Source organism: Streptomyces sp. NRRL F-5650 (assembly GCF_000721365.1).
Lineage (GTDB): Bacteria > Actinomycetota > Actinomycetes > Streptomycetales > Streptomycetaceae > Streptomyces > Streptomyces ardesiacus.
This window is the reverse complement of record NZ_JOGV01000049.1, coordinates 1-26,818: the sequence shown is the minus strand read 5'-3', so window position 1 is coordinate 26,818 and position 26,818 is coordinate 1. Positions and strand designations below refer to the sequence as shown.

Genomic DNA, 26,818 nt, shown 5'->3' with positions numbered 1-26,818 from the left:
CGGGCGGGCCGTTGTCAGTGCCGTGTGTTTCACTCTCAGTAGTCGGATCCGGCGGGCGTTCCGAGTGGTGCGTCAGCCGAGTCCGGCGAGCCGGAGCAGGAGTTGTTTCACGTCGGTGGCCGCGACGCGGTCTCCGACAGCGCGGGGGGTGGAGCAGATGAGGAGCGGACCGTCGTCGTCGCTCGCGGGGAGGCGGCCGTGGCTGCCTCGAATAGGTGAGGCGTCCAGGGGCACGACCGCCATGCGGTAGCGCATGCCGAGCTTCTTGCGGGCCAGGGCGCCGGCCGCCTTGACCTTGACGTAGGGGTCGAGCGGGTCCATGAACAGCTCGACCGGGTCGTAGCCGGGTTTGCGGTGGATCTCGACGAGTTGCGCGAAGTCGGGCGCGCGGTCGTCGTCGAGCCAGTAGTAGTACGTGAACCAGGCGTCCGGCTCGGCGACGGCGACGAGTTCGCCGGCGCGCGGGTGGTCGAGATGCTGGGCCTTCTTGCCCTCGTCGTCGAGGAGTTCGGCGATTCCCGGCAGCCCGTCGAGGGCGGCGCGGGTCGCGTCGAGGTCCTCGGGGCGGCGGACGTACACGTGGGCGATCTGGTGGTCGGCGACCGCGAAGGCGCGGGAGGCCATCGGGTCGAGGTACTCCATGCCGTCCTGGGTGTGCACTTCGAGGAGTCCGGCGCGGCGCAGGGCCCGGTTGATGTGCACGGGCCGGCTGACGGGGGTGATGCCGTACTCGGAGAGCGCGACGACGGTCCGGCCCTCGGCGCGGGCGTCGTCGAGCAGCGGGGCGAGGGCCGTGTCCAGGTCGGCGGCGGCCTTCAGGGAGCGCGGGTCGTCGGGGCCGAAGCGCTGCAGGTCGTAGTCGAGGTGAGGGAGGTAGCAGAGCGTCAGGTCGGGGTGCCGGGTGGCCATGATGTGCCGGGTGGCGTCGATGATCCACTGGCTGGAGACCAGGTCCGCGCCGGGCCCCCAGAAGTGGAAGAGAGGGAAGGTGCCCAGTTTGTCGGTGAGTTCGTCGTGCAGGGCCGGGGGCCTGGTGTAGCAGTCGGGTTCCTTGCGGCCGTCGGCGTAGTAGACGGGACGGGGGGTGACGGTGATGTCGGTGTCGGCGCCCATGGCGTACCACCAGCAGATGTTGGCCACGGTGTAGCCGGGGTGGGCGCGGCGGGCGGCGTCCCAGAGCTTGTCGCCGGAGACGAGTCCGTTGTGCTGGCGCCACAGGAGGACGTCGCCGAGTTCGCGGAAGTACCAGCCGTTGCCGACGATGCCGTGCTCGGAGGGCATGGTGCCGGTGAGGAAGGTGGACTGGGCGGCGCATGTGACGGCGGGCAGGACGGTGCCGAGCGGGGCGCGGGACCCGGACTGGCCGAGCTGCTTGAGGTGGGGCATGTGGTCGAGGAGACGGGGGGTCAGGCCGACGACGTCCAGGACGAGGAGGGGGGTGGGTCCGTCGGAGGGGGTGGTCGCAGTCATGGCAGTTCCTTCAGGCCGAGGTCCGTCAACAGGTCGCGGGCGAGGGTCAGCTCGGCGGCGATGCCGTCGGTGAGCTGGGCGCGGGCACGGGGCCGCAGCTCCGGCGGGAGGGCCTGCCAGGTGTAGGTCTCGACCTCCAGGTGACGGGTGACGGGGTGCGGGCCGCCGACGAGCCGGGTCAGGGCGGCCTTGAGTACGGGGAGGGTGGAGGTGAGGGGCGCGGCGGGGGCCGCGTGCAGCGGGACGTGGAAGTGGGCGCGCCAGGGCGCGGTGGCGGGCAGCGGGCCGCCGTCCGCGAGGGCCTCGTCGAGGTCGTCGGTGCCCTGCCGGCCGCCGGAGGGGGTGGTGGTGCGGGTCTGGTGCAGGAAGCGCGGCTCGGCGAAGGCGCCGAGGGCTTCGCGGACCGCGGGGTCGGCGGGGTGTTCGGCGTGCAGTGCGGCGGAGAGCTGCGACTTGACGACGGGTACGCGGGCGGCCGTGAGGGCGTCCAGGGCGGTGTTCGGATCTTCGAAGGAGGTGGCGAGGTGGCAGGTGTCGACGCAGACGCCGATGCGTTCGTGGGCGATCGCGGTCAGCGGGGCGATGGCGTCGTGGGTGGTCTCGACGACGCAGCCGGGTTCCGGTTCCAGGCCGATGCGGATGGAGCGGCCGGTCAGTTCGTGGAGGGCGTCGAGGCGTTCGGCCAGGGTGACCAGGGCGGCGCGGGCCTTGTCGGCACGCATCTCGTCGTAGGCGGTGCGCCAGGCGAGCGGCAGGGTGGAGATGGTGCCGTCGGTGACGTCGTCGGGCAGCAGTCCGGCGAGCAGCCGGGCCAGCGAGGTGGTGTGCTCCAGGCGTTCGGGGTCGGCCCAGTCCGGCTTGTAGACGCGGTACTTCACCTCCTCCGCGCCGAATCCCTCGTAGGGGAAGCCGTTGAGGGTGACGACCTCCAGGCCGCGCCGGTCGAGTTCGGTGCGCAGACCGCGCAGCGCCGCCGGGTCGGTGACCAGGGCGTGGGCCGCGTCGCGGGCGAGCCACAGCCCGATGCCGAGCCGGTCGCGGCCGAGGCGGCGGCGGACCGGCTCGCAGTGGTCGCGGAGCTGGGCGAGGACGCCGTCGAGGGTCTCGGCGGGGTGGACGTTGGTGCAGTAGGCGAGGTGGACGGTGGAGCCGTCGGGGTGCCGGAAGCGCATGGGTCACTCCCCGCCGCGCAGGATGGAGTTGCCCTCGTGGGTGGCGTCGCCCGGGGCCACGTCCAGTTCCAGCCGTCCGCTGAGCCCGTAGAAGGCGACGGGGTTGCGCCACAGCACCCGGTCCACGTCGTCCTCGGTGAAGCCCTCGGCGAGCATCAGGTCGCCGACCTTGCGGGTCTTGAGCGGGTCGCTCCTGCCCCAGTCCGCCGCCGAGTTGACCAGGACCCGGTCAGGGCCGTACTCACGCAGCAGGGCGACCATGCGGACCTCGTCCATCTTGGTGTCCGGATAGACGGAGAAACCGAGCCAGGCGCCGCTGTCCTTGGCCTCCTTGACGGTGGTCTCGTTGAGGTGGTCGACCAGTACCCGGTCGGTGGGCAGGGCGGATTCGCGGACCACGTCGAGGGTGCGGCGCAGGCCGGCCAGCTTGTCGCGGTGCGGGGTGTGCACGAGGGCGGGCAGCCCGTGGTCGGCGGCGAGCTGGAGCTGGGTGGCCAGCGCTTCGTCCTCGGCGGGCGTCATCGAGTCGTAGCCGATCTCACCGACCGCCACCACCCTGTCCTTGACGAGATAGCGGGGCAGCTCGTCGAGGACGGGCAGACAGCGCGGGTCGTTCGCCTCCTTGGGGTTGAGGGCGATCGTGCAGTGGTGGGCGATGCCGTACTGGGCGGCGCGGAAGGGTTCCCAGCCCAGCAGGGCGTCGAAGTAGTCGCGGAAGGAGGCCGGAGAGGTGCGGGGCTGGCCCAGCCAGAAGGAGGGTTCGACGACGGCGCGCACGCCGGCGGCGTACATGGCCTCGTAGTCGTCCGTGGTCCGGGAGGTCATGTGGATGTGGGGGTCGAAGATGCGCATCAGGACTCCTTGCCGTGGGGGTCGGCCGTGCCGGGCGCGGGGCGCCCGGGCTCGGTCAGGGCCAGGACGCGGTGCAGGTCTTCGGGGACGGTGCGGTCCGCGGCGGTGCGTTCGGCGGCGTAGTCGGCGAGCATCCGGGCGAGTTCGCCGTCGCCCCGGGCCCGGCGGGCGAGGTCCGCCACGCTGTCGACGGGGACACCGGTGAACAGGCACTTCAGTACGGCGTGCCGCCACTGGTGCGGGTCGAGGTGCCGGGCGGCGTAGGGGCCGAGTGCGGCGGCGACGAGGCGGGTGTCGTTGGTGCGCAGGGCGTCCTCGACGAGCGGCAGCGCGTCCGGTCCCTGCACGAGGTGCGGCAGGGCGTGCAGGACGGCGCGGCGTTCGTCGGCGGTGCCCTGGGTGTAGACCCGGGTCAGGGCGTCCGTGTCGGCGCGGGCGGCGTACAGGACGAGGACGCGGGCGGCGTCGGCGTGGGCGGGCCCGCAGCGGCGGCCGGCCTCGGCGAGGCGCAGCTCCCACACCGAGATGGGGCCGTGGGTTCCGGGGTGGGCGGCGGCTTCGTCCAGGGCCTGGTCCAGCCAGGCACGGGCGGTGCCGTCGAGCCGGGTGGTCAGGATCGCGTGCAGCTCGGCGGGCGGGACGTGGGCGGGGGTGGTGCCCTGCTCCTGCCCGGCGGGTCCGACGGGGGTGCCGTCCGCGTCCTGGGTGTCGGGGGTGACGTGGGCGGCGTGCGGCTGCGTCATGGGGTGGCTCCCTTCAGTGGGTGGCGGAGGGCTCGCCCGAGCGGCTGGTGCTGGGGGGCGGCGCCGGTGCGGCGCGCCGCAGGAACGGGAGGGAGCGTTCGGCGTGGTGGGGGCCCGCGTGGGAGTGGCGGGGCAGTTCGACGACGGTCAGGCCCCGGTAGCCGGTGGCGGCGAGGGCCTCGAGGACGGGCGGGAAGTCGATCTCGCCGTCACCGAAGGGGAGGTGTTCGTGGACGCCGCGGCGCATGTCCTCGATCTGCACGTGGCGCAGCCAGGGGGCGGCGGCGCGCACGCAGTCGGCGGGAGGGAGCGGTTCGAGGCACTGGCAGTGACCGATGTCCAGGGTGAGACCGAGGGGTTCGGGGTCGCCGAGGGTGCGGCGCAGGGTGTGGAAGTCGGCGAGGGTGGACAGGAGGTGCCCCGGTTCGGGCTCCACGGCGAGAGGGACGCCCGCGGTGGCGGCGGCGTCCAGGACCGGGGTGAGGGACTCGGCCAGCCGCTTCCACGCGGTGTCCTCGTCCGTGCCCGCCGGTGTGACGCCGCTGAAGCAGTGCACGGCGTGGGCACCGAGGTCGGCGGCGACACCGACGGCGCGGACGAGGAGGCCGGTGCGGCGGGCGCGGTCCTCCGGGTCCGGGTCGAGAAGGGAGGGGCCGTGCTTGCGACGCGGGTCGAGCACGTAGCGGGCGCCCGTCTCCACGGTGACGCCCAGACCGAGGGCGTCCAACCGCGCGGCGACCCGGCGGGTGCGGGCGGCGAGGTCGTCGGCGAGCGGGTCGAGGTGCATGTGGTCGAGCGTCAGGCCCACGCCGTCGTAGCCCAGGTCGGCGAGGAGGGCGAGGGCGTCGTCGAGACGGAGGTCGGCGAGTCCGTTGGTGCCGTACCCGAAGCGGAGCGGGGTCGCTGCGCTGCCGTGCGCGGGCCGGCCCGGGCCGGGGACCTGCCCCTGTTCCGGTCCGTGGTACGACCCCTGGGCCGGTCCGGGGTACGACGCCTGGGCCGGTCCGTGGTTCGGCTGCCCGGCCCGACCGCGCTCGGGCCCCCAGGCCGGTCCGAACTGCGGCTCCTGGCTCTGGCCCCGGTCCGGCCCCCGGACCGGTCCCTGGTTCGATTCCTGGTTCGGTCCCTGGTTCGGCTCGCGGCTCATGTGATGCTCACCTTCCTCATCGCGGCCCTCTTCGCGAACCACCGGCCGGCCGGGGCGAGGGCCGCGATCGTGAGGGACGTGGCTCCCGCGCCCGAGCGGGCGGCGAGCGCGGCCTGGAGGGGGACCGTGGCCCGGATGCCACCGCCGACGGCACGTTGGGTCAGCGGGGGTGAGGGGTTGAGCACGGCGTGGAAGTAGGGGCGTGCGGCCGTCGCGGCGTAGGCGGCGCCCAGGGCGGACGTGAGGGCGCGGGTGACCGGGGACGCCGGGGTGGAGCCCGGCAGGCCGGGGGCGGCTGCTGCCCGCCGGCCTGCCGGGAGTCGGGTGCGGCGGGAAGTGACCAGACCGGTCAGCGCCCCCGCCGTCGCGAGCGCGGCCAGTGGGGCCAGGACCGAGCCGCCGGTGGTCTCCCGCCGGGAGACGGCCGTGACCGCGAGGGTGTGGCCGCCGAGCAGCGCGGCCGAGGGCAGCGCGGCCCGCCTGCCCCCGCCGGTGGCGGCCGCGCCCAGGAGGAGGTCGAGTCCGCGCGCCGTCGCCATGGCCGCCGGTCCGGCCGGCGTGTGCTTCAGGGCCAGGTCGTAGGCCCAGACGGTGGCTGCCAGGGGCACGGCGACCCCGAGGGCGGGCCGCCCCGCGCCGGCCGCGAGCGCCAGCCCGGCACCGGTGAGGGCACCGGCGGCCACGAGGGCGGCGGCGGGGCGGATGCGGCCGGACGGGAGGGGGCGGTGCGGGCGCTCCACGGCGTCCTCCGCACGGTCGGCCCAGTCGTTGAGGGCCATGCCGGCCTCGTACAGGCACAGGGAGGAGCCGATGGCGAGCAGGGTACGGGGTCCCGGCCGACTTCCTGCCGCGGCCGTACCGGCCAGGGCGTCGCCGGGGACGGTGAACAGGGCGGGCAGGCGGAGGAGTTCGGCCCAGGCGGCGAGGCGGGCGCCCCTGGTGGAACCTTCGGCACCCGGAGCCGGCTGCCCAGGGGCCCCGGAGGCTGTTCCTGGCGCCCCTGGCGCCCCTGGCGCATTCGGTGCACCCGGCGCAACGGCGGGCACCCCCGACGGCTCCGCCGGCACTCCGGGCTCTCGTGACGGCCCGGCCGTGAACCGGGCCGCGTCGACTGCGCGGCTCATCGCCCGGCCTCGCCTTCGGGAGCGCCGCCGTCGGGACCGCCGACCACGGAGGCCCCGGCGGACTCGGCAGGCCCCGCAGACCCAACGAACGCCGCGGTCCCAGAAACCTCGACAGAACCAGCGGACCCGACAGAACCAGCGGACCCGGCAGACCCGTCGGAACCGACGGACCCGGCGGACCCGGCGGACCCAACAGCCTCGCCACCCCCGGCAGACTCGCCGCCCCCGGCGGCTCGGTCCCCCTCCTCCACAGCACCGGTGTCCCCGGCGCCCCGCAGGCGTGCGGCGAACCGTTTCAGCTCGGCGTACTGCTCGGCCAGCGAGGAGGGCCCCTCCCCCACCGGGTCCTTGAAGAAGAAGCCCAGTTCGCCCAAGGGGCCGGACAGGCCCCGCTCGTGGGCCCGGGCGGCCAGGCGGGCCAGGTCGAGGACGAGCGGGGCGGCGAGGGACGAGTCGCAGCCCTGCCAGGTGGTCTGGAGGAACATCCGCGCGCCGAGGAAGCCGTCGAAGGCGATGTGGTCCCAGGCGGTCTTCCAGTCGCCGAGCGCGGGAACGTCGTCGATGTGGACCTCGCCCTCGACGGGGGACCCGAGGGTGTCGGCGAGGACGCGTTCCTTGCCGGCGTTCTTCGCCGCGGCCGCCGCCGGGTCGGCCAGCGCCGCGCCGTCGCCGCCGCCGAGCAGGTTCGTGCCCGACCAGGCGCGCACCGCCAGCGCCCGCTGCGCGAACATCGGGCCCAGCACCGAGCGCAGCAGGGTCTGCCCGGTCTTGCCGTCCCGGCCCGCGTAGGGCAGGCCGCTCGCCTCGGCCGGCGCGGCCAGCGCGGGGTGGTGCAGTCCGGTGGACGGGGTGAAGTTGACGTACGGGCATCCGGCGCGCAGGGCGGCGGCGGCGTAGAGGGAGCTGGCGGGCAGGGCTCCCCCTGTGGGCGCGGGCTCGGTGGAGGCGACGTTCACGACGACCGTCCGCTCCGCTCCCGTGCGCCGGGTGAAGTCGGTGATGTCCGCGGCGAACGCGGCGATCAGTTCCCGCTCGTCACGGGTGTCGCCCGGCAGCGGGCCGCCGGGGCGGATCTCGCGGTCGGCCGCGGCCAGTTCGGCACCGACGGCCGAGGGCAGACCGTGCGGCAGCACGCCCCCGTCGGCCAGCGCCTCCGCCCGCTTGGGCAAGGGACAGTCCACGGTGTCGTGGCCGCCGAAGACGAGGGACGGGAGGGCGGGGAGACCGGTGCCGGCGAAGTCGGGGGTCTCGGTGACCATGCCGGTCGGGGGGTGCAGCCCCGCGGTCACGGCGGCGCAGCCCGCCACCACCGTGGTGGCGACGGAGCCGCGGGCTCCGATCAGCCAGACACCGGTGCGGGGGCCGTGGGAGGAAGCAGAGGGGGACGCGGACATGGGCAGCCTCCTTGTCGAGCGCGTCGGGCACACACGAGCGGTGGTACGGCCGGGGGTGGTGCGTCGGGACGGTGCGTCGGGGCGGTCCGACGGAGCGGAGCGTCGGCGTGGTCCGACAGCGGTGCGTCGGGGTGACGGCGGGCGGAGGTCCGGCGTCCTCCGCCCGCCGCCGTTCCGGGTTGCCCCCGAGGGGCGGGCGCCCCTGGCAGAGGTCACCCCTCGGGGGCGGGTCGCCCTAGGAGGGCAGTTCCTTGAGCTGGATGTTGCGGAAGGAGACATGGTCGTCGGCGCCGTGGTTCTGCAGGCCGATGTAGCCGTCGGTCAGGCTCCGCTCCGGGTCCTTGTTGGTGAAGTCGTTGATCTTGACTCCGTTGAGGAACACCTGGAGGCGTTCGCCCTGGACCTTGATCTCGTAGGAGTTCCACTGCCCGGGCGGCCGCAGCACCTGGTCACGGGCCTTGATGTTCGCCGCCTTGAAGGTGTAGATCGCACCCGTGGTGCGGTCCACGGCGTCCGTGGCGTCGATCTGGACCTCGTAGCCCTTGTTCACGGCGGACCAGGGGTCCTCGGAGGCCGGGAAGCCCACGAAGACTCCGGAGTTGTCGTCGCCCCGCATCTTCCAGTCGAGCTTGAGGGAGTACGACTTCAGCTCCTTGGCCTGGTACCAGAGCAGGCCCATGCCGCCCTCGGACTCCAGGACGCCGTCCTTGATGTTGAACTTGCCGGGTCCGGCCTGCTTCCAGCCGTCCAGGGTCTGGCCGTTGAAGATGTCCCGGTAGCCCTTGGCGGGCTTGCAGTCGGCCTTGGCCTGGCCGGTGGCGTACTGCATGCCGCCGAGCAGGTGCTTGCGGAAGGCCTCGTCCGCGTAGGACTCCTTGGTGTGGCCCATCCCGGTGTAGAAGGAGCGGCCGCCGCCGTAGTTCTGGCACCAGGCGATCGGGTGGTCGCCCTTCATGTTCCCGCCCTGGTAGGTGGTCTCGTCCAGGGTGGCGAGGACCTTGGCCTGCTCACGCGGGTTGGTGCGGTAGTTGTACCACTCGTCGGTGCGCTCCCAGGCGTCGTCCAGGTGCGCGGTGGCGGGGTGGTCGTGGTCCTCGACGCGGACGGTGGCCTTCTGGATGGCCGGGTGCGAGTCGAAGTAGGCGCCGACGAGGCCGCCGTAGAACTCCCAGTCGTACTCGGTGTCGGCGGCGGCGTGGATGCCCATGTATCCGCCGCCGTTCTTGACGTAGTTCTCGAACGCCTTCTGCTGGTCGGCGTTGAGGACGTCACCGGTGGTGGACAGGAAGGCGACCGCGTCGTACTTGGCGAGGTTGGCCGTGGTGAACTGCCCGGCCTCCTCGGTCGCGGTGACCGAGATGCCCGCCGGGGTGCCCAGCTCCTTCAGGGCGGCGATGCCCTCGGGGATGGAGTCGTGGCGGAAGCCGGCGGTCTTGGAGAAGACCAGGACCTTCTTGCCGTCCTTGAAGGGCTCCTTGGAGAACTCGAAGTCGTCGATGTCGAACAGCGCGCCCTCGCCGCCCTTGAAGACCAGGTAGATGTCCGTGGTCTTCTTCGGCAGGGACCGCAGCGGCACGTCGACGTCCTGGAAGGTCTCCCAGCCGCCGGTCGGCGGGATGTAGGCGGAGCCGTGCAGCTTGCCGGTGGGCGAGCCGGTGCGCACCTCGATGAAGCCGCCGGCGCCGCCGGAGGAGGCCCGCACGGTCAGCTTCTGCTGCCCGTCGAACTTGTAGGGGCTGAAGGAGATCCAGTCGCCGTCGTTGATGTCGCCGACGGTCTTGCCGCCGTTGGCGCCGGTCTTGTCGACCGTCGACACGCCCTGCTGGGCGGCGAAGTGCTCGGCCTGGCGGTGCGGGGGCTGGATCACGGTGCGGGCGGTGCCGGTCAGGGCCTCCTGGCCGTTGGCCCCGCCGTCGGTGTAGCTGGCGCCGACGACGCCGTAGATGTTGGCGTTGGGGTCGTGCCCGCCGTCACCGGGAGGCGGGTTGAGGGTGCCCTCGCAGCCCATCTCGCTGGTCAGCTCGTGGGCGTGGGAGTCGTGACCGAGGCTGTAGGCGACCTTGACCTTGGAGCAGTCGATGCTCTCCTCGGGGTCGGTGACCTTCACCTTGAAGGGGATGGGCTCCCCCATGGGCAGCAGGGTGCCGTTGCCCGGGGTCTCGATGGTCACCGTGGGCTCGGTGTTGCCGACCACGATCCGGACGCTGGCGTTGCCGGTGTTGCCCTCGGGGTCCTTGGCGGTGAAGGTCGCGGTGTAGGTGCCGACCTTCTTGTACTTGTGGGTGGGCGTGAGGCCCTCGCCCGTGGTGCCGTCGCCGAAGTCCCAGGCGTAGGTGAGGTCCGGGGAGTCGGCGTCCTTGGCGGTGGCGGTGAAGGCCACCTTCAGACCGGCCGCGCCGGAGGTCTTGTCGGCGCTCACCTCGGCGATCGGGGAGAAGCCGTCCGCGGCGTTCTCGATGCGGTACAGGGCGGAGTCCTTGTCGCCCTGGAACCAGGACAAGCCGTAGTCGAGGACGTAGAGCGCGCCGTCGGGGCCGAACTCCATGTCCATGATCTGGGTGCCGGTCCACGGGAAGTCGTTGATCTTCGCGACCGAGCCGTCCTCGTTCTGCTCGATCCGCTTGATCCACCGCCGGCCGAACTCACCGGCGAAGAAGTCCCCGTCGTACTCCTCGGGGAACTTGACGCTGGAGTCGAGCTCGGGGTCGTAGCGGTAGACCGGACCGCCCATCGGGGACTCGGAGCCGCTGCCGAACTCGGGCACGGAGCCGTCGTCGTACGGGATCCACGCGGCCTGCGCGGGCGGCAGGTCGGTGAGGCCGGTGTTGTGCGGCGAGGTGTTCTTCGGGGCGGCGCAGTCGAAGGTCTCGCCGGAGGTGCCGGTGGCGAAGTCGTAGTCGACGTAGGGGTCGTTGTCGCCGGTGCAGAAGGGCCAGCCGAAGTTGCCCGCCTCGGTGACCTTGGCGAACTCGACCTGCCCGGCCGGGCCGCGCTTCGGGTCGGCGGCGCCCGCGTCGGGGCCGTAGTCGCCGACGTAGACCGTGCCGGTCTTCTTGTCGACGCTGATCCGGAACGGGTTGCGGAAGCCCATCGCGTAGATCTCGGGGCGGGTCTTCTCGGTGCCCGGTTCGAAGAGGTTGCCCTCCGGGATGGTGTACGAGCCGTCCTCGGCGACCTTGATGCGCAGGATCTTGCCCCGCAGGTCGTTGGTGTTGCCGGCGCTGCGGCGGGCGTCGAAGGCCGGGTTGCGGTCCGGGCGCTCGTCGATCGGGGTGTAGCCGTCCGAGGCGAACGGGTTGGTGTCGTCGCCCGTGGACAGGTAGAGGTTGCCGTCGGCGTCGAAGGCGATGTCGCCGCCGACGTGGCAGCAGGTGCCGCGCGAGGCCGCGACGTCCAGGACCTTCTTCTCGCTGGCCATGTCCAGCGTGCCGTTGGCGTTCAGGACGAAGCGGGAGAGGCGGTTGACGCCGTCGAACTTCTTGAAGTCCTCGGCGGTGCCGTTCTCCGGGGCGTCGCCCGCGGGGGTGTCGAGCGGCGGGGCGTAGTAGAGGTAGATCGCCCGGTTGTTCTCGAAGTCCGGGTCGATGCCGACGCCCTGCAGGCCCTCCTCGTCGTGGTTGTAGACGGGGATCTTGCCGGCGACCTTGGTGACGCCGCCCTGGTCGGTCAGGCGCAGTGTGCCGTCGCGGGCGGTGTGCAGGACGCTGCGGTCGGGGAGTACGGCGAGCGACATCGGCTCGCCCATCTCGGGCTCGCCCTTGGCGAGCGGCACCTGCTGGAACTGCCCCTCGGCGACGGCTGCCGTGTCGTCGTGCTCGGGGTGGCCGGGGTGGGCGCCGGCGACCGTCGCGGGAGTGCCGACGGCCAGCAGCAGGCCGGTGAACAGGGCGAGGCCGGTGCGGAGTCCGGGGCGCCTTGTGGTCCTGGTGCCTTTGAGTCTGGTTCTGTGCACGAAGTCCCTCCGGGAACGGGTGGGCCGTACTGGGATGGGTGCGAGGACGTGCGATGCGGGCGCCGGGGTGCGCCGTCACCCCGGAGAGGTGAGTGTCCTGAACACTTCAGGGACCTTCAGGGACCGTAACCGCGTTCTTCCGGGGCGAACACCCCTTGGACCGTGGCTGGTTCAACTTTTTCCCAGTTCAGGACAAAGCAGGATTCGGGCAGCCCTGACCGGGCACCGGCGGATGTGCCGGTCCCCGGTCCTGACCTGCGGTCGGGGTGCGGTCAGCTGTTGAAGGCCGCGTCGAAGGACGCGCTGGGCGGCTCGAAGTCGAATGATTTCAGCCGGGTGAGCGCCTCCGGGGCGCCCTGCAGCCGGTCCATGCCGGCGTCCTCCCACTCCACGGAGACGGGCCCCTGGTAGCCGATGGAGCGCAGCATGCGGAACACGTCCTCCCACGGGACGTCTCCGTGCCCGGCGGACACGAAGTCCCAGCCGCGCCGCGGGTCGCCCCACGGCAGGTGGGAGCCGAGCCGCCCGTTGCGTCCGTCGAGGCGCTTGCGGGCCTCCTTGCAGTCGACGTGGTAGATGCGGTCGCGGAAGTCCCACAGGAAGCCGACGGGGTCGAGGTCCTGCCACACGAAGTGCGAGGGGTCGAAGTTGAGGCCGAAGGCCTCCCGGTGTCCGACCGCCTCCAGGGCGCGCTGGGTGGTCCAGTAGTCGTAGGCGATCTCGCTGGGGTGCACCTCGTGTGCGAACCGCACGCCTTCGGCGTCGAAGACGTCCAGGATCGGGTTCCAGCGGTCCGCGAAGTCCTGGTAGCCGCGCTCGATCATGGACTCGGGGACGGGCGGGAACATGGCGACCAGGTGCCAGATCGCCGAGCCGGTGAAGCCGATGACCGTGTCGACGCCGAGCCGGGCGGCGGCCCGTGCGGTGTCCTTGATCTCGGCCGCGGCGCGCTGTCGTACCCCTTCCGCGTCGCCGTCGCCCCAGATGCGGGCCGGCAGGATGGCCTCGTGGCGCTCGTCGATGATGGCGTCGCACACGGCCTGTCCGACCAGGTGGTTGGAGATCGCCCAGCACTTCAGGCCGTACTTGTCGAGGAGCTGGTGGCGGGATTCCACGTAGGAGGGATCGGCGAGGGCCTTGTCGACCTCGAAGTGGTCGCCCCAGCAGGCGAGTTCCAGCCCGTCGTAGCCGAAGTCGCGGGCGAGGCGGCAGACCTCCTCCAGCGGCAGGTCCGCCCACTGTCCGGTGAAGAGCGTGAAGTTGCGTGGCATGTCGCTGCCGGCCTCCTCAGAGTGCGATGGGGGCGATCGGGGTGTAGACGCTGTTCTTCTCGGCGCTCTCCTCCACGGCCGCGAGCACGCGCTGCACCTGCAGCCCGTCGGCGAAGGAGGGTTCGGGCCCGTGGCCCTCGGCGACCGCGTGGACGAGGTCGCGCGCCTGGTGCACGAAGGTGTGCTCGTAGCCGAGTCCGTGGCCCGGCGGCCACCAGGCGTCCAGGTAGGGGTGCTCGGGTTCGGTGACGAGGATGCGGCGGAAGCCCGCGTGCTCCCCCGGCTCGGTTCCGTCGTGGTACTCCAGCTCGTTGAGCCGTTCCAGGTCGAAGGCGAGCGAGCCGCGCTCCCCGTTGAGTTCGATGCGCAGGGCGTTCTTGCGGCCGGTGGCGTACCGGGTGGCCTCGAAGGAGACCAGCGCACCGGAGGTGAGGCGCCCGGTGAACACCGCGGCGTCGTCCACCGTCACCTCCCCGGTCACGCCGTCCTTCGAGCCGGCGGACAGGCCCCGGGGGGCGCCGTCGGGCAGCGGGCGTTCCCGTACGAAGGTCTCGGTGAGCGCGGAGACGCCCGCGATCGCCTCCCCCGACAGGTACTGGGCGAGGTCGACGATGTGGGCGCCGAGGTCGCCGAGCGCGCCCGACCCGGCCAGGTCCTTGCGCAGCCGCCAGGTGAGCGGGGCCTTGGGGTCCACCAGCCAGTCCTGGAGGTAGGTCACCCGCAGGTGCCGCAGCCGGCCGACCCGGCCCTCGGCGACCATCCGCCGGGCCAGCGCGGTGGCCGGGACCCGTCGGTAGTTGAACCCGACCATCGCGAGCTGTCCGCGTGCCCCGGCCTGCTCGGCGGCGCGGGTCATCGCCTGCGCCTCCTCTACGGTGTTGGCCAGCGGCTTCTCGCACAGGACGTGCTTGCCGGCGGCGAGCGCGGCCAGCGCGATCTCGGCGTGGCTGTCGCCGGGGGTGCAGATGTCGACGAGGTCGATGTCGTCGCGTTCGACCAGGGTCCGCCAGTCGGTCTCGGTGCTCTGCCAGCCGTGCCGGTCGGCCGCGAGGCGGACGGCGTCGGCGTCCCGCCCGCAGATCGCGGCCAGTACGGGGTTCAGCGGCAGGTCGAAGACGCGGCCCGCGGTGCGCCAGCCCTGGGAGTGGGCGGCACCCATGAAGGCGTATCCGACCATCCCGACGCGCAGGGGTGGTCTGGTCGCGGACGCCCCCGTCGCGGCCCCGGCCCCGGCGGTCCCGTTGTCGGTCCCGCTGTCGGTCCCGGCGGCTGCCTCCTCGGCGCCGGCCCCCTCGGGCTGCTGCGGCTGTCCCATGCGGATGTCCTCCTCGTCGTGGTGGCACGGTGGGGGGTGGGCCCCGCCCCGGCGGCGGCTGGTCGGGCCGTCGCCGGGGCGGCGCCCCTCACTTGAAGCCCGTGGACATGTACTGGTCGACGTTGTCCTTGTCGACGACCGCCGAGTAGCAGGTGACGGTCGAGGGGATCTCGAACTCGGCGAGGCCGCCGATGCCCTTGCCCTGACCGAGGGCGCGGGCCAGGTCGATCGCCGAGGCGGCCATGGTCGGCGGGTAGAGCACCGTCGCCTTCAGGACGCCGCGGTCGGCCTTGATCGCCTCGAACGCGGAGAGCGCGCCCGCGCCGCCGACCATCAGGAAGTCGTCGCGTCCGGCCTGCTCGATGGCGCGCAGGGCGCCGACGCCCTGGTCGTCGTCGTGGTTCCACATCGCGTCGAAGTCCGACTGGGCCTGGAGCAGTTGGGACATCTTGGCCTGGCCGGACTCGACGGTGAACTCGGCGGCCTGGCGGGCCACCTTCTTGATGTTGGGGTAGTTCTTCAGGCCGTCGTCGAAGCCCTGGGTGCGCTGCTGGGTCAGTTCCAGGTTGTCGATGCCGGCCAGCTCGATGACCTTGGCGTTCGGCTTGTCCTTGAGCTTCTCGCCGATGTAGTGGGCGGCGTTGAGTCCCATGCCGTAGTTGTCGCCGCCGACCCAGCAGCGGTACGCCTGGGGGCTGTTGAAGATCCGGTCGAGGTTGATGACGGGGATGCCCGCCCGCATCGCCTTCAGACCGACCTGGGTGAGGGCCTTGCCGTCGGCCGGCAGGATGACCAGGACGTCGACCTTCTTGTTGATGAGGGTCTCGATCTGGCCGATCTGCTGGGCGGTGTCGTTGGAGCCCTCGGTGACCTCCATGGTGATCTCGGAGTACTTCTCGGCGCGCTTCTTGGCCTGTTCGTTGACGGCGTTGAGCCAGCCGTGGTCGGCCTGCGGGCCGGCGTAGCCGATGGTGACCGGCTTGCCGGGCTTGTCGTCGGCGGCCGGCTGCGTGTCCGCGGCGGGCTTGCTGTCGCCGCCGTCGGGGTCGTTGCTGGTGCACCCCGTGAGGACGGCACCGGCGGACACGGCGGCGGCTCCGAAGAGCAGCCCTCTGCGACTCGTGAGCTTCGTCATGACGGTGAACCCTTTCCTCAATGCGTGCTTGCGGTACGGCGCTGGACCAGCACGGCGGCGACGATGATCGCGCCCTTGGCGATCTGCTGGACGTCGCTCTGCAGGTTGTTCAGGGCGAAGATGTTGGTGATCGTGGTGAAGATCAGGACGCCGAGCACGGAGCCGAGGATGTGTCCCCGCCCACCGGTCAGCAGCGTTCCGCCGATGATCGCGGCGGCGATGGCGTCGAGTTCGTAGAGGTTGCCGTTGGTGTTCTGGCCGGAGCCGGCGAGCGCCACCAGCAGGAAGGCGGCGATGCCGCAGCACAGCCCGGACAGCAGGTAGAGGTAGAGGCGCTGGCGGCGGACGTCGATGCCGGCCAGCCGGGCGGCCTCGGCGTTGCCGCCGACGGCGACGGTGCGGCGGCCGAAGGTGGTCCGGTTGAGCACCAGCCAGCCGATGACGGTGACGGCCGCGAAGACCAGGACCAGCGGCGGTATGCCGAGCACGTACGAGTCGCGCTCGGCGAGGTCGAGGACGCTCGGGACCGTGACGACCTGGGTGCGGCCGTCGGTGATCTGGAGGGCGAGACCGCGCGCCGAGGCCAGCATGGCGAGGGTGGCGATGAACGGGACCATCTGCCCGAAGGCGATCAGCACCCCGTTGACCAGTCCGCAGCCGACTCCCACCACGATCGCGGTGAAGAGGATGCCGGCGAACCCGTACTCCTGGGTGGCGACCGTGGTCGCCCACACGGAGGCGAGGGCGACGATGGCGCCGACGGACAGGTCGATGCCGCCGGAGATGATGACGAAGGTCACGCCGACGGTGACGACGCCGATCACGGACGCCTGGGTGAGCACCAGTTGGAGGTTGCGGGTGTCGAGGAACGCGTCGGGCTGGGTGATGCCGCCGATGAGGACCAGTGCGGCGAGCACGCCGAGCAGGGTGAGGGTGCGGACGTCGGCGCGGCCCAGCCGGACCCGCCAGGCGGGCGGCCCTTCCACCGCTGCCGCTTTGTCGGTGCCGCCCCGTGGCGGGGACACGTGCTGCGTCATGACGCCGGGCTTCCTTCCATCACGAGGTCGAGTACGCGGTGTTCGTCGAGGTCGCGGGCGGGGGCCTCGTGCACGACCCGGCCCTCCCGCAGCACCAGTACGCGGTCGGCGAGGCCCAGCACCTCGGGCACCTCACTGGAGACCAGCAGTACGGCCAGGCCCTCGTCGGCGAGGCGCCGGATGACGGCGTACAGCTCGGCGCGGGCGCCCACGTCGACGCCGCGGGTGGGTTCGTCGAGCAGCAGGACCTTGCAGCCGCGCAGCAGCCAGCGGGCGAGCACCGCCTTCTGCTGGTTGCCGCCGGAGAGGGTGCGCACGGGCACGGCGGGGTTGTCGGGCCGCAGCGACAGCTCACGGGTGGCCTCACGCGCCGCGCCGAGTTCGGCGCCGCGGTCGATCCAGCCGCCGCGCGAGAAGCGGGACATGGCGGAGACGGACACGTTGCGGGTGACGGACTCCAGCATCAGCAGGGCCTGGGCCTTGCGCTCCTCGGGGGCGAGTCCGAGTCCGGCGCGGACGGCCGCGCGCACGCTGCCGGACCTGAGCGGCTGTCCGCCCACGAGGACGCGGCCGGTGTGCGCCTTGCGGGCGCCGTAGACCGTCTCCAGTATCTCCGAGCGGCCGGAGCCGACGAGTCCCGCGAGGCCGACGATCTCGCCGGGCCGCACCTGGAGGTCGAGCGGCGCGAACTCGCCCTGGCGGGAGAGCCCTTCGACCTTCAGCACGGGTTCGGCCGCGGGCGGCCCGGCCGGCCGCTCGGGGAAGACGTACTCGACGTTGCGGCCCGTCATCAGCGCCACCACCTCGCGGGTCGGCGTCGACTCGGCGGGGAGCCCGCCCGCGACGGCCCGGCCGTCCTTGAGGACGGTGACCCGGTCGCCGATGCGGCGGATCTCCTCCAGGCGGTGCGAGATGTAGACGACGGCGACACCGTCGGCGGTGAGGTCGGCGACGATGCGGAAGAGGTTGTCGACCTCGTCCGGGTCGAGCGCGGCGGACGGCTCGTCCATCACGATCAGCCGTACGTCGTGCGACAGCGCCCGCGCCATGGACACGATCTGCTGCTGTGCCGCCGACAGGTCCCCGACCAGCCGTCCGGGGTCGACCTCGGGATGCCCGAGCCGCTCGAGCAGCGCGGCCGTCGACGCCTTGGCCGCCCGTCCCCGTACGACGAAGCCGGCGGCGGTCGGTTCGTGGCCGAGGTGGACGTTCTCGGCGACCGACAGGTGCTCGACCAGGTCGAGTTCCTGGTAGATGGTGGCGATGCCCAGGCGCATGGCGGCGATGGGCGAGCGCAGGGTGACGTCCTCGCCGCGCCAGCGGATGGTGCCGGTGTCGGGCTGGTGGGCGCCGGCCAGCACCTTGATGAGGGTGGACTTCCCGGCGCCGTTCTGGCCGAGGAGGCAGTGCACCTCACCGGCCTGGACGTCGAGGTCGACGCCGTCGAGGGCCCGGACTCCGGGGAACGACTTGGTGATGCCGGACATGCTGAGCAGCGGTGGTTCTGGTGCCATGTGAGGTCCCCTCGGCGGGCGTGCGGGCCGGTGTCAGGGCAGAGCAGAGCAGGGCGTTGGCGGAGCGGGTGACGGTGATGCGGAACAGGGCATGACGGGGTGGAGCGCCGTGCTGGTGTATCTGCGGAACCGAACGGGTGCAGCGCGAACGGGCGAACGAGTGCTACGCGGGTGAGAACAGGTGGTCGCTGATCAGCCGGGCCGCGCCGATGACTCCGGCGGTGGGTCCCAGCTCCCCCAGGACGATGGGCAGGTTGCCGGTCGCCAGGGGCAGCGACTGGCGGTAGACCTGGGTACGGATCGCGGCGAGCAGGTTGTGGCCGAGGCCGGTCACCCCGCCGCCGATCACCACCAGGCCCGGGTTGAAGAAGCTGACCAGGCCGGCGATGACCTGGCCGGTGCTGCGGCCGCCCTCCCGGATCAGGTCGAGCGCCGTGGTGTCGCCCGCGGCGGCCGCGGCGGCGACGTCGGCGGCACTGAGGCCCCCGCTCGCCGCCAGCCGGTTCGCGAGCTCGGCGGACCGGCCCTGCTGGGCGGCCTCCGTGGCGTCGCGGGCCAGCGCCGCGCCGGAGAAGTGGGCCTCCAGGCAGCCCCGGTTGCCGCAGGCGCACTGGCGTCCGTCGGGCACGGCCTGGATGTGCCCGATGTCGCCCGCGCTGCCGGTGGTCCCCCGGTAGACCTCCCCGCCGACCACGATGCCGCAGCCGATGCCGGTACCGATCTTGACGACGAGGAAGTCGTGCTGGGTGCGGGCCACACCCGCGTGCTGCTCCCCCAGCGCCATCAGGTTCACGTCGTTGTCGACCATGACGGGGCAGCCGAGCTCCTGGCTGAGTGCCTCCCGCACGGGGAAGCCGTCCCAGCCCGGCATGATCGGCGGGGCCACCGGCACGCCCTCGGGGAAGCGGACCGGTCCCGGGACTCCGATGCCGGCGCCGTCGAAGCCCTCCGCGAGCCCGGAGGCCCGCAGCTTGGCGGCCATCGACAGCACCTGCTCGAAGACCGCGACCGGCCCCTCGCGGACGTCCAGCGGCTGGTTGATGTGCCCGAGGATCTCCAGCTCGGCGTTGGTGACGGCGACGTCGACCGAGGTCGCGCCGATGTCGACGCCGAGGAAACGCAGTTCCGGGTTGAGGCGGACGTTGTGGCTGCGGCGCCCGCCGCGGGAGGCGGCGAGTCCGTCGGCCACGACGAGACCGGTCTCCAGCAGCCGGTCCACCTCGACGGCCAGTTTCGACCGGGAGAGGTCGACCTGGTCACCGAGCTGGGCACGGGAGTTGGGCCCGCCGTCGCGCAGGAGCTGGAGCAGTCGCGCTTGGTGGGCGTTCGCGGGTCGTGCGGTCATGCGTCTCACGAGCCCCTCCCCGCCTCAATCGGCTGTGAATGGGCCGGACTTCCGGCCTCGTCCAGTGGCTTGCTTTCGGAGGGAACGTAGCAGTGGGCGCCGGGTGTGGGAAGAAGTCACGCACGAATTGCTGCGAACTTTCTCCACTGAGTGGACAAAGAAGGGTCCGGTCCAGGACCGCCCCGGACACGACGAGGCCGCCCGGTCGATCCGCCGGGCGGCCTGGGGACGTACTCGGGAGGGGCTGTGACCTCACGCTTTCTCGCGCGCGTGGTACGAGCGCCGGGTGTGTTCGGTGTGTTCGCGCATCAGCCGGGTCGCCGACTGCTCGTCCCGCTCCGTGATCGCGGCGATCAGCCTGCGGTGCTCGATCCAGGACTGCCGGCCGCGCTGCCGGGCGATGGGCGTGTAGTACCAGCGGACCCGGCGGTCGACCTGCGCGGCGAGTTCGGCGAGGACGGCGTTGCCCGCCAGCTCCATGACCTTGCGGTGGAAGCGGGCGTTGAAGGCGACGGCGGCGTCCACGTCCTCGGCGGCCACGGCCCGCTCCCCCTGCGCGCACAGTTCCTCCAGCGCGGCGACGCCCGCGCTGGAGGCGTTGGCCGCGGCGAGCCGAGCGGCCTCGGCCTCCAGGAGCGTGCGCACCGTCAGGAGCTGGTCGGCCTCCTCCTCGGTCGGCTCGTGCACGAAGGCGCCCTGGGCGGGCCGCAGGTCGACCCAGCCCTCGGTGTTGAGCCGTTGCAGCGCCTCGCGCACCGGCTGCCTCGACACCCCGAGGTGACCGGCGAGTTCGCTCTCGACGAGGTGCTGGTCCGGCTGGAGGGCCCGCGTGGTGATGAGTTCGAGCAGAGCCTCGTAGACCCGGTCCCGCAACGGGCCGGGCCGTTCCAGCTTGGGCACCGCGCCCTGCGGCAGTCCTGCGGACAACATCGGTCCCCCCTCGACGGCCGGTACACAACCGGTGGGCGCAACGCTGGTGGGCACCACACGGGTGCGCGCAACACCGGTACGCGCAGTATCGATTGTCTTTCGTCTACAGTCTACGGCGCACCGGCGACCCGCTGCCGGGCGTGTAGGCCACGTCACACCGGAGGGCGGCGCGGCGTTCAGGGGCAGCGGACGACCTGACCCGCGTAGGAGAGGTTGCCGCCGAAGCCGAAGAGCAGCACCGGGTCGCCGCTGGTGATCTCGCCCCGCTCCGCCAGCTTGGACAGGGCGAGCGGGATGCTCGCCGCCGAGGTGTTGCCGGACTCGACGACGTCGCGGGCGACCACGGCGTTGACGGCGCCGATCCTCGCGGCGAGCGGTTCGATGATGCGCAGGTTGGCCTGGTGCAGGACGACCGCGGCGAGGTCGGCCGGCGCGAGCCCGGACCGCTCGCAGGCCCGGCGCGCGATGGCGGGCAGCCGCGTGGTCGCCCAGCGGTAGACGCTCTGCCCCTCCTGCGCGAACCGCGGCGGCGTCCCCTCGATGCGGACCGCGTTGCCCATCTCGGGCACCGAACCCCACAGCACGGGCCCGATCCCCGCCTCCTCGCCCGGCGCACAGGCCTCGACGACGGCGGCCCCCGCCCCGTCGCCGACCAGGACACAGGTGGTGCGGTCGGTCCAGTCGACGACCTCGGACATCTTGTCGGCGCCGACGACCAGCGCCCGGCTCGCGGACCCGGCGCGCACGGCGTGGTCGGCGGTGGCCAGCGCGTGGGTGAAGCCCGCGCACACGACGTTGACGTCCAGGGCGGCGGGGCCGGGGACGCCGAGGCGGGCCGCGACGCGGGCGGCGGTGTTCGGGGAGCGGTCGATCGCGGTGGAGGTGGCGACCACGATCAGGTCCACGTCGGCGGGGGTCAGCCCGGCCGACGCGAGCGCCTTCGCGGCGGCGTGGGCGGCCAGCTCGTCGACCGGTTCGTCGGGTCCGGCGATCCGGCGCGCACGAATGCCCACCCGGCTCCTGATCCACTCGTCGCTGGTGTCGACCATGCCCGCCAGGTCCTCGTTGGTGAGAACCCGGGCGGGCTGGTAGTGGCCGACGGCGGTGATGCGGGAGCCGTGATGCATGGGTGGAGTCCTCGCTGCCTCGTGGGTACGGGATCCACCAGTGTGATGAGTGACCGACGGGTACGACGGCAGGTGATACGACAGGAAACGGGTGCCCGGCTTGTCGGCTTCGGTCAGCATCCTCCCCCGCCCGGGCGTCACCGTCCCCTGCCCCGCGGCCTCACCCGGTGAAGAGCTGGGTCGCCTTCCGCACGAGTTCGTACAGCCCGTAGGCGAGCGGCGCGCCCACCCAGAGCCAGGTGAAGGCGATCAGCGGCCGCCGGCCGGGCGGGCCGGCCGGGTCAGGCGGACTCTGGCTGCTGTCGGCTGACATCGTTGCCCTCCTTCTGCGCGGGCCGCGCGGACCGCTCGGGGACGGTGGCGGCGGGTTCGTGGTGCCGGGCGTGCACGGGCCGGATCAGTTCGTTGGCGACGAAGCCGACGACCAGCAGCCCGATCATGATGAGGAAGGACGTCCCGTACAGCGCCGAGCCGTGCCGGCCGGCCTCCTCCTGGTGGTCGGCGATCCAGTTCACGATGAGCGGCCCGAGGACGCCGGCCAGCGACCAGGCGGTGAGCAGCCGGCCGTGGATCGCGCCGACCTGGTAGGTGCCGAAGAGGTCCTTGAGATAGGCGGGGGCGGTGGAGAAGCCGCCGCCGTAGAAGGACAGGACGACCAGGGCGCACAGGACGAACAGCGGCTTGGAGGAGTCGCCGAACAGCGCGATCAGGGCGTACATGAGGGCGCCGACGCCGAGGTACACCCGGTAGATGTTCTTGCGTCCGATCAGGTCGGAGGCGGAGGACCAGCCGAGGCGCCCCGCCATGTTGGCCGCCGACAGCAGCGCCACGAAGCCGGCCGCGGCGGTGGCCGACACCGGTGTGGAGGTGTCGGCGAAGAAGTCCCGGATCATCGGCGCGGCCTTCTCCAGGATGCCGATGCCGGCCGTGACGTTCATGCAGAGCACGATCCACAGCAGCCAGAACTGCGGGGTGCGCAGGGCCGAGCGCGCCGAGACCTGGACGCCTTCGAGCGGCGCGGGCCGCCCGTCCGCCCGTTCCCGGGGCCGCGGCACCCGCACCAGCAGCACGCCGAGCAGCATGAAGACGGCGTACGTCAGTCCGTGGACGAGGAAGGCGAGGGCGATCCCGGAGTTGTCGGTGCCGAAGGACTTGAGCATCTGCGCCGACCAGGGGGAGGCGATGAGCGCACCGCCGCCGAAGCCCATGATGGCGATGCCGGTCGCCATGCCGGGCCGGTCCGGGAACCACTTGATCAGCGTCGAGACCGGCGAGATGTAGCCGATGCCGAGGCCGATCCCGCCGACGAAGCCGTAGCCCAGGACGATCAGCCAGTACTGCTCCACGGCCGCGCCGAGCGCGGAGAGCAGAAAGCCGGAGGAGAAGCAGACGAGGGCGACGGTCATCGCCCAGCGCGGGCCGTGCCGTTCCACGAGCGTGCCGCCGAACGCGGCCGAGAGACCGAGCATGACGATGCCGAGCTGGAAGGGCAGCGCACTCTGCGTCCCGCTGAGGCCGAGCGTGGATTCCAGGGGCGGTTTGAACACGGACCAGGCGTAGGCCTGCCCGATGGAGAGGTGGACCGAGAGAGCGGCCGGGGGAACGAGCCAGCGGCTCCAGCCCGGCGGTGCGACGGGGGGACTCATGGGTCCCCAACCGTAGGCATCGGGAAAGCGCTTGAGAAGACTGTTGAGCACACAACTACAGACCACCACTACTGCCGCCACCACTGCTGCACAAAGCCTTGCCGCCCCAACCTCCATACTGTAGACAATATTTCGTCGACATCATCGGCACTTCCTCGATCCTCTCCCCCAGTTCCTCGGTATCCCTCGACCGGACGGAGCTTGCCCGCCATGAAAGTCGCAGTCCTCGGCGCCGGGGCGATCGGCGCCTACGTCGGCGCCGCGCTCCACCGTGCGGGCGCCGACGTGCACCTCATCGCCCGTGGACCGCATCTGGCGGCCATGCGGCAGTACGGAGTACGGGTGCGCAGCCCGCGCGGCGACTTCACCGCGCACCCGCACGCCACCGGCGACCCGGCCGAAGTCGGCCCGGTCGACTACGTGTTCCTGGGCCTGAAGGCCCACTCGTACGCGGCGTGCGGGCCGCTGATCGAACCGCTGCTGCACGACTCGACGGCGGTGGTGGCCGCCCAGAACGGCATCCCCTGGTGGTACTTCCACCGGCACGGCGGCCCCTACGACGGGCGCCGCCTGGAGAGCGTCGACCCGGCCGGCGCGGTCAGTGCGGTGCTCGCGCCCGAACGGGCCGTCGGCTGCGTGGTGTACGCGGCCACCGAACTGGAACAGCCGGGCGTCGTACGGCACGTGGAAGGCACCCGGTTCTCGATCGGCGAGCCCGGCCGGGAGGTGTCGGCACGCTGTCTGGCGTTCAGCGAGGCGATGCGCTCGGGCGGCCTGAAGTGCCCGGTCGAGCCCGACCTGCGCGGCGACATCTGGCTGAAGCTGCTGGGCAACATCTCCTTCAACCCCATCAGCGCCCTGGCCCGCGCCACCATGCGGCAGATGTGCCTGCACGGCGGCACCCGGGAGGTCATCGAGACGATGATGACCGAGACGCTGACGGTCGCCGCCGCCCTCGGCTGCGAGGTCGGCGTCTCCGTCGAACGCCGGCTCGCGGGCGCCGAGAGGGTCGGCGACCACCGCACCTCCACGCTCCAGGACCTGGAACGCGGCAAGCCGCTCGAACTCGACGTGCTGCTCGCGGCCGTCGTCGAACTGGCGGAGATCACCGGCGTCCCGGTGCCCACCCTGCGCACCGTGCACGCCCTGTCGGACCTGCTCGCGCTGAGGAGCGCCGCATGAGGAAACGCGACCGAACCCCCAAGACCTACACCCGTCTCACCCACCCCCTGGTCCGGGACTCGCGCGAGGCGCCCTTCCGCCGGGCGACCTGGGAGGAGGCCCTGGACCGCACGGCCCGGGGGCTGGCAGCGGCGCGCGGCGCGTTCGGGATGTTCTCCTGCGCGCGGGCGACCAACGAGATGAACTACGTGGCGCAGAAGTTCGCCCGGGTGGTCATGGGCACCCACAACGTCGACTCCTGCAACCGCACCTGTCACGCGCCCAGCGTGGCGGGCCTGTCGGCCGCCTTCGGGTCGGGCGGCGGCACCTCCTCCTACGAGGAGATCGAGCACACCGACGTCATCGTGATGTGGGGCTCCAACGCCCGCTTCGCGCACCCGATCTTCTTCCAGCACGTACTGAAGGGCATACGGGGCGGCGCCCGCATGTACGTGGTGGACCCGCGCCGCACCTCCACCGCCGAGTGGGCGGAGAGCTGGCTCGGCCCGAACGTCGGCACGGACATCGCGCTGGCGCACGCGGTGGGCCGCGAGATCATCCACGCGGGCCTGGTCAACGAGGCGTTCGTCGCCCGTGCGACGACGGGCTACGAGGACTACAGGGCCCTGGTCGAACCCTGGACCCTCTCCCTCGCCGAGAAGGTGACGGGCGTACCGGCCGCCGCCGTCCGCGACCTGGCCCACGCCTACGCCCGCGCCGAGCGCGCCCAGCTCTGCTGGACCCTCGGCATCACCGAGCACCACAACGGCACGGACAACGTCCGCGCCCTGATCAACCTCTCCCTGCTCACCGGCCACGTCGGCCGCTACGGCTCCGGACTGCAGCCCCTGCGCGGCCAGAACAACGTGCAGGGCGGCGGTGACATGGGCGCCATCCCCAACCGGCTCCCCGGCTTCCAGGACGCCCTCGACCCGGAGGTCCGCCGGAAGTTCGAGACGGCCTGGGACACGGTGATCGAGCCGCGCCACGGCCTCACCCTGACGGAGATGTTCGAGGCGATGGATGACGGCACCCTGCGCGCCGTCTACTGCATCGGCGAGAACCCGGCCCAGTCCGAGGCCGACGCCGAGCAGGCGGTACACCGCCTGAGCGCCCTGGACTTCCTCGTCGTCCAGGACATCTTCCTCACGAGGACCGCCGAACTGGCCGACGTGGTCCTCCCGGCGACCGCCGGCTGGGCGGAGACCGAGGGCACCACCACCAACAGCGAACGGCGTGTACAACGCGTCCGCAGGGCGGTCACCCCGCCGGGTGAGGCCCGCGAGGACATCGACATCCTCTGCGACCTGGCAGCCCGCCTGGGTCACGACTGGAAGTACGCCGGCGCGGAGGCGGTCTGGAACGAACTGCGCGCCCTGTCCCCCGACCACCACGGCATGACGTACGCCCGTCTGGAGGAGCACCAGGGCATCCAGTGGCCGTGCCCGAGCACGGACGGGCTGGAACCGCCGTACCTGCACGGCAGGCTGTGGTCCCCGGACCCGGCCGAACGCGGTCGCCGGGCGCCCTTCGGCATCGTCCGGCACGACCCGCCCGTGGACCTCACCGACGAGCGGTACCCGATCCGCCTGACCACGGGACGCCGCCTCGACTCCTACAACACGGGCGTGCAGAGCGGCGGGTACGCCTCCCCGCTGCGCCGCGGCGAGTCCGTGGAACTCTGCCCGGAGGACGCCGAACGCTACGGCGTGCGGGCGGGCGAGGAGGTCCGGGTCGTCTCGCGGCGCGGCGCGTTGCTCGCCCCCGTCCGGGTCGACACGGCCCTGCGCCCCGGCCTGGCCTTCATGAGCTTCCACTTCCCGGACGAGGTGGACACCAACCAGCTGACCATCGAGGCCAACTGCCCGATCGCCGGGACGGCGGAGTTCAAGGCCTCGGCGATCCGGATCGAGAAGGTGAGCACCGGTGGACCTGCGCTTCGGTGACGGCAAACCCACGGACGAGGAACGCGCGGCCGTCGACGCCCTGCTGGGCCCGCCCGAGTCCTCCTGGGAGGGCGCGGACCGCTCCGACGCCGACCTCAGATGGGCACGGGGCGGCCGGGAGGCCCGGGACCGCCGCGACCAGCTCCTGCCGGCCCTGCACGCGCTCAACGACCGTGTCGGCTGGATCAGCGAGGGCGCCCTGGACTACGTGTGCCGCCGCCTGACCGTCCCTCCGGCCGAGGCGTACGGGGTGGCCACCTTCTACGCCATGTTCTCGGTCCGGCCCCGCCCGGCCACGGTCCTGCACGTCTGCACGGACCTGGCGTGCGCGGCGGCGGGGGCGAGCGAGCTGTGCGCGGCCGTGGAGTCACGCCTGGGCCCGGAGAGCGGGGTGAAGGTCGAACGGTCCCCGTGCCTGGGCCTGTGCGAACGGGCCCCGGCAACCTTGACGATCCGGGCGGGCGAATCAGCCCGTCCGGCGTTTGAGGACGAGGCCGTCCAGGCCGACAGCGGGGGTCCGGGGGCGGCAGCCCCCGG

Annotated in this window: 20 protein-coding genes and 1 pseudogene; 3 read left to right on the top strand and 18 right to left on the bottom strand. The window is 72.4% G+C overall.

Features of this window, described 5'->3' with window-relative positions:
• Window positions 1–72: 72 nt before the first annotated feature.
• The 18 genes and pseudogenes from IG88_RS0131810 to IG88_RS0131725 form a co-directional block, all read right to left on the bottom strand.
• Window positions 73–1,470, bottom strand: a complete 1,398-nt coding sequence (locus IG88_RS0131810; RefSeq protein WP_031048812.1) for a nucleotide pyrophosphatase/phosphodiesterase family protein — start codon at window positions 1,468–1,470, stop codon at window positions 73–75.
• The gene (gene eboE, locus IG88_RS0131805) at window positions 1,467–2,642 is read right to left on the bottom strand and encodes a metabolite traffic protein EboE (RefSeq protein ID WP_031048809.1); all 1,176 of its coding nucleotides are present in this window, start codon (window positions 2,640–2,642) and stop codon (window positions 1,467–1,469) included. Before eboE ends, IG88_RS0131810 begins: the two co-directional genes overlap by 4 nt.
• Window positions 2,643–2,645: 3 nt before the next feature.
• A complete protein-coding gene (locus tag IG88_RS0131800; protein WP_031048808.1) occupies window positions 2,646–3,494 on the bottom strand; it encodes a TatD family hydrolase in 849 nt (282 codons plus the stop codon).
• A complete protein-coding gene (locus IG88_RS0131795) occupies window positions 3,494–4,237 on the bottom strand; it encodes an EboA domain-containing protein (protein ID WP_031048798.1) in 744 nt (247 codons plus the stop codon). Before IG88_RS0131795 ends, IG88_RS0131800 begins: the two co-directional genes overlap by 1 nt.
• A 13-nt stretch (window positions 4,238–4,250) precedes the next feature.
• Window positions 4,251–5,384 (bottom strand): sugar phosphate isomerase/epimerase family protein, encoded by a 1,134-nt coding sequence (locus tag IG88_RS0131790; RefSeq protein ID WP_031048796.1) that lies wholly within the window; start codon window positions 5,382–5,384, stop codon window positions 4,251–4,253.
• Window positions 5,381–6,508 (bottom strand): SCO3242 family prenyltransferase, encoded by a 1,128-nt coding sequence (locus IG88_RS0131785; protein ID WP_031048794.1) that lies wholly within the window; start codon window positions 6,506–6,508, stop codon window positions 5,381–5,383. Before IG88_RS0131785 ends, IG88_RS0131790 begins: the two co-directional genes overlap by 4 nt.
• Before the next feature lie 235 nt (window positions 6,509–6,743).
• A pseudogene (locus IG88_RS0131780) lies at window positions 6,744–7,902 on the bottom strand (inositol-3-phosphate synthase); the annotation flags it as partial.
• A gap of 235 nt (window positions 7,903–8,137) precedes the next feature.
• The gene (locus tag IG88_RS0131775) at window positions 8,138–11,854 is read right to left on the bottom strand and encodes a ThuA domain-containing protein (protein ID WP_031048790.1); all 3,717 of its coding nucleotides are present in this window, start codon (window positions 11,852–11,854) and stop codon (window positions 8,138–8,140) included.
• Window positions 11,855–12,126: 272 nt separating this feature from the next.
• Window positions 12,127–13,125 (bottom strand): sugar phosphate isomerase/epimerase family protein, encoded by a 999-nt coding sequence (locus IG88_RS0131770; protein ID WP_031048788.1) that lies wholly within the window; start codon window positions 13,123–13,125, stop codon window positions 12,127–12,129.
• Between the two features lie 16 nt (window positions 13,126–13,141).
• On the bottom strand, window positions 13,142–14,440 hold the full coding sequence (locus tag IG88_RS0131765) for a Gfo/Idh/MocA family protein (RefSeq protein ID WP_031048779.1): 1,299 nt from the start codon (window positions 14,438–14,440) through the stop codon (window positions 13,142–13,144).
• An 88-nt stretch (window positions 14,441–14,528) separates the two neighbouring features.
• Window positions 14,529–15,575 (bottom strand): substrate-binding domain-containing protein, encoded by a 1,047-nt coding sequence (locus tag IG88_RS0131760; RefSeq protein WP_031048777.1) that lies wholly within the window; start codon window positions 15,573–15,575, stop codon window positions 14,529–14,531.
• Window positions 15,576–15,592: 17 nt separating this feature from the next.
• Window positions 15,593–16,612, bottom strand: a complete 1,020-nt coding sequence (locus IG88_RS0131755; protein ID WP_031048776.1) for an ABC transporter permease — start codon at window positions 16,610–16,612, stop codon at window positions 15,593–15,595.
• Entirely contained in the window at window positions 16,609–18,126 is a 1,518-nt protein-coding gene (locus IG88_RS0131750) for a sugar ABC transporter ATP-binding protein (RefSeq protein WP_031048773.1), read from the bottom strand. Before IG88_RS0131750 ends, IG88_RS0131755 begins: the two co-directional genes overlap by 4 nt.
• Before the next feature lie 163 nt (window positions 18,127–18,289).
• Window positions 18,290–19,471 carry an ROK family transcriptional regulator gene (locus tag IG88_RS0131745; protein WP_030401006.1) on the bottom strand — a complete coding sequence of 394 codons (1,182 nt, stop codon included), beginning with the start codon at window positions 19,469–19,471 and terminating at the stop codon, window positions 18,290–18,292.
• Between the two features lie 252 nt (window positions 19,472–19,723).
• Window positions 19,724–20,401: a GntR family transcriptional regulator gene (locus IG88_RS0131740; RefSeq protein ID WP_031048771.1), complete on the bottom strand. Its 678-nt coding sequence runs from the start codon at window positions 20,399–20,401 to the stop codon at window positions 19,724–19,726.
• 176 nt (window positions 20,402–20,577) lie between these two features.
• Window positions 20,578–21,528 carry a beta-ketoacyl-ACP synthase III gene (locus IG88_RS0131735; protein WP_031048768.1) on the bottom strand — a complete coding sequence of 317 codons (951 nt, stop codon included), beginning with the start codon at window positions 21,526–21,528 and terminating at the stop codon, window positions 20,578–20,580.
• A 160-nt stretch (window positions 21,529–21,688) separates the two neighbouring features.
• Window positions 21,689–21,841 (bottom strand): MFS transporter small subunit, encoded by a 153-nt coding sequence (locus tag IG88_RS43910; protein ID WP_199807523.1) that lies wholly within the window; start codon window positions 21,839–21,841, stop codon window positions 21,689–21,691.
• The gene (locus IG88_RS0131725; RefSeq protein WP_031048766.1) at window positions 21,810–23,174 is read right to left on the bottom strand and encodes an OFA family MFS transporter; all 1,365 of its coding nucleotides are present in this window, start codon (window positions 23,172–23,174) and stop codon (window positions 21,810–21,812) included. Before IG88_RS0131725 ends, IG88_RS43910 begins: the two co-directional genes overlap by 32 nt.
• A gap of 210 nt (window positions 23,175–23,384) precedes the next feature.
• Here IG88_RS0131725 and IG88_RS0131720 point away from each other — a divergent pair, with 210 nt between their 5' ends.
• The 3 genes from IG88_RS0131720 to IG88_RS0131710 all read left to right on the top strand — a co-directional run.
• Entirely contained in the window at window positions 23,385–24,356 is a 972-nt protein-coding gene (locus IG88_RS0131720; RefSeq protein WP_031048763.1) for a 2-dehydropantoate 2-reductase, read from the top strand.
• Complete coding sequence (locus IG88_RS0131715) at window positions 24,353–26,281, top strand: molybdopterin oxidoreductase family protein (protein WP_031048761.1); 1,929 nt, start codon at window positions 24,353–24,355, stop codon at window positions 26,279–26,281. The genes IG88_RS0131720 and IG88_RS0131715 overlap by 4 nt, the downstream gene beginning before the upstream one ends.
• Window positions 26,262–26,818: NAD(P)H-dependent oxidoreductase subunit E (locus IG88_RS0131710; protein WP_031048758.1), on the top strand; the 557-nt coding region annotated here is incomplete at its 3' end. The genes IG88_RS0131715 and IG88_RS0131710, both read left to right, overlap by 20 nt.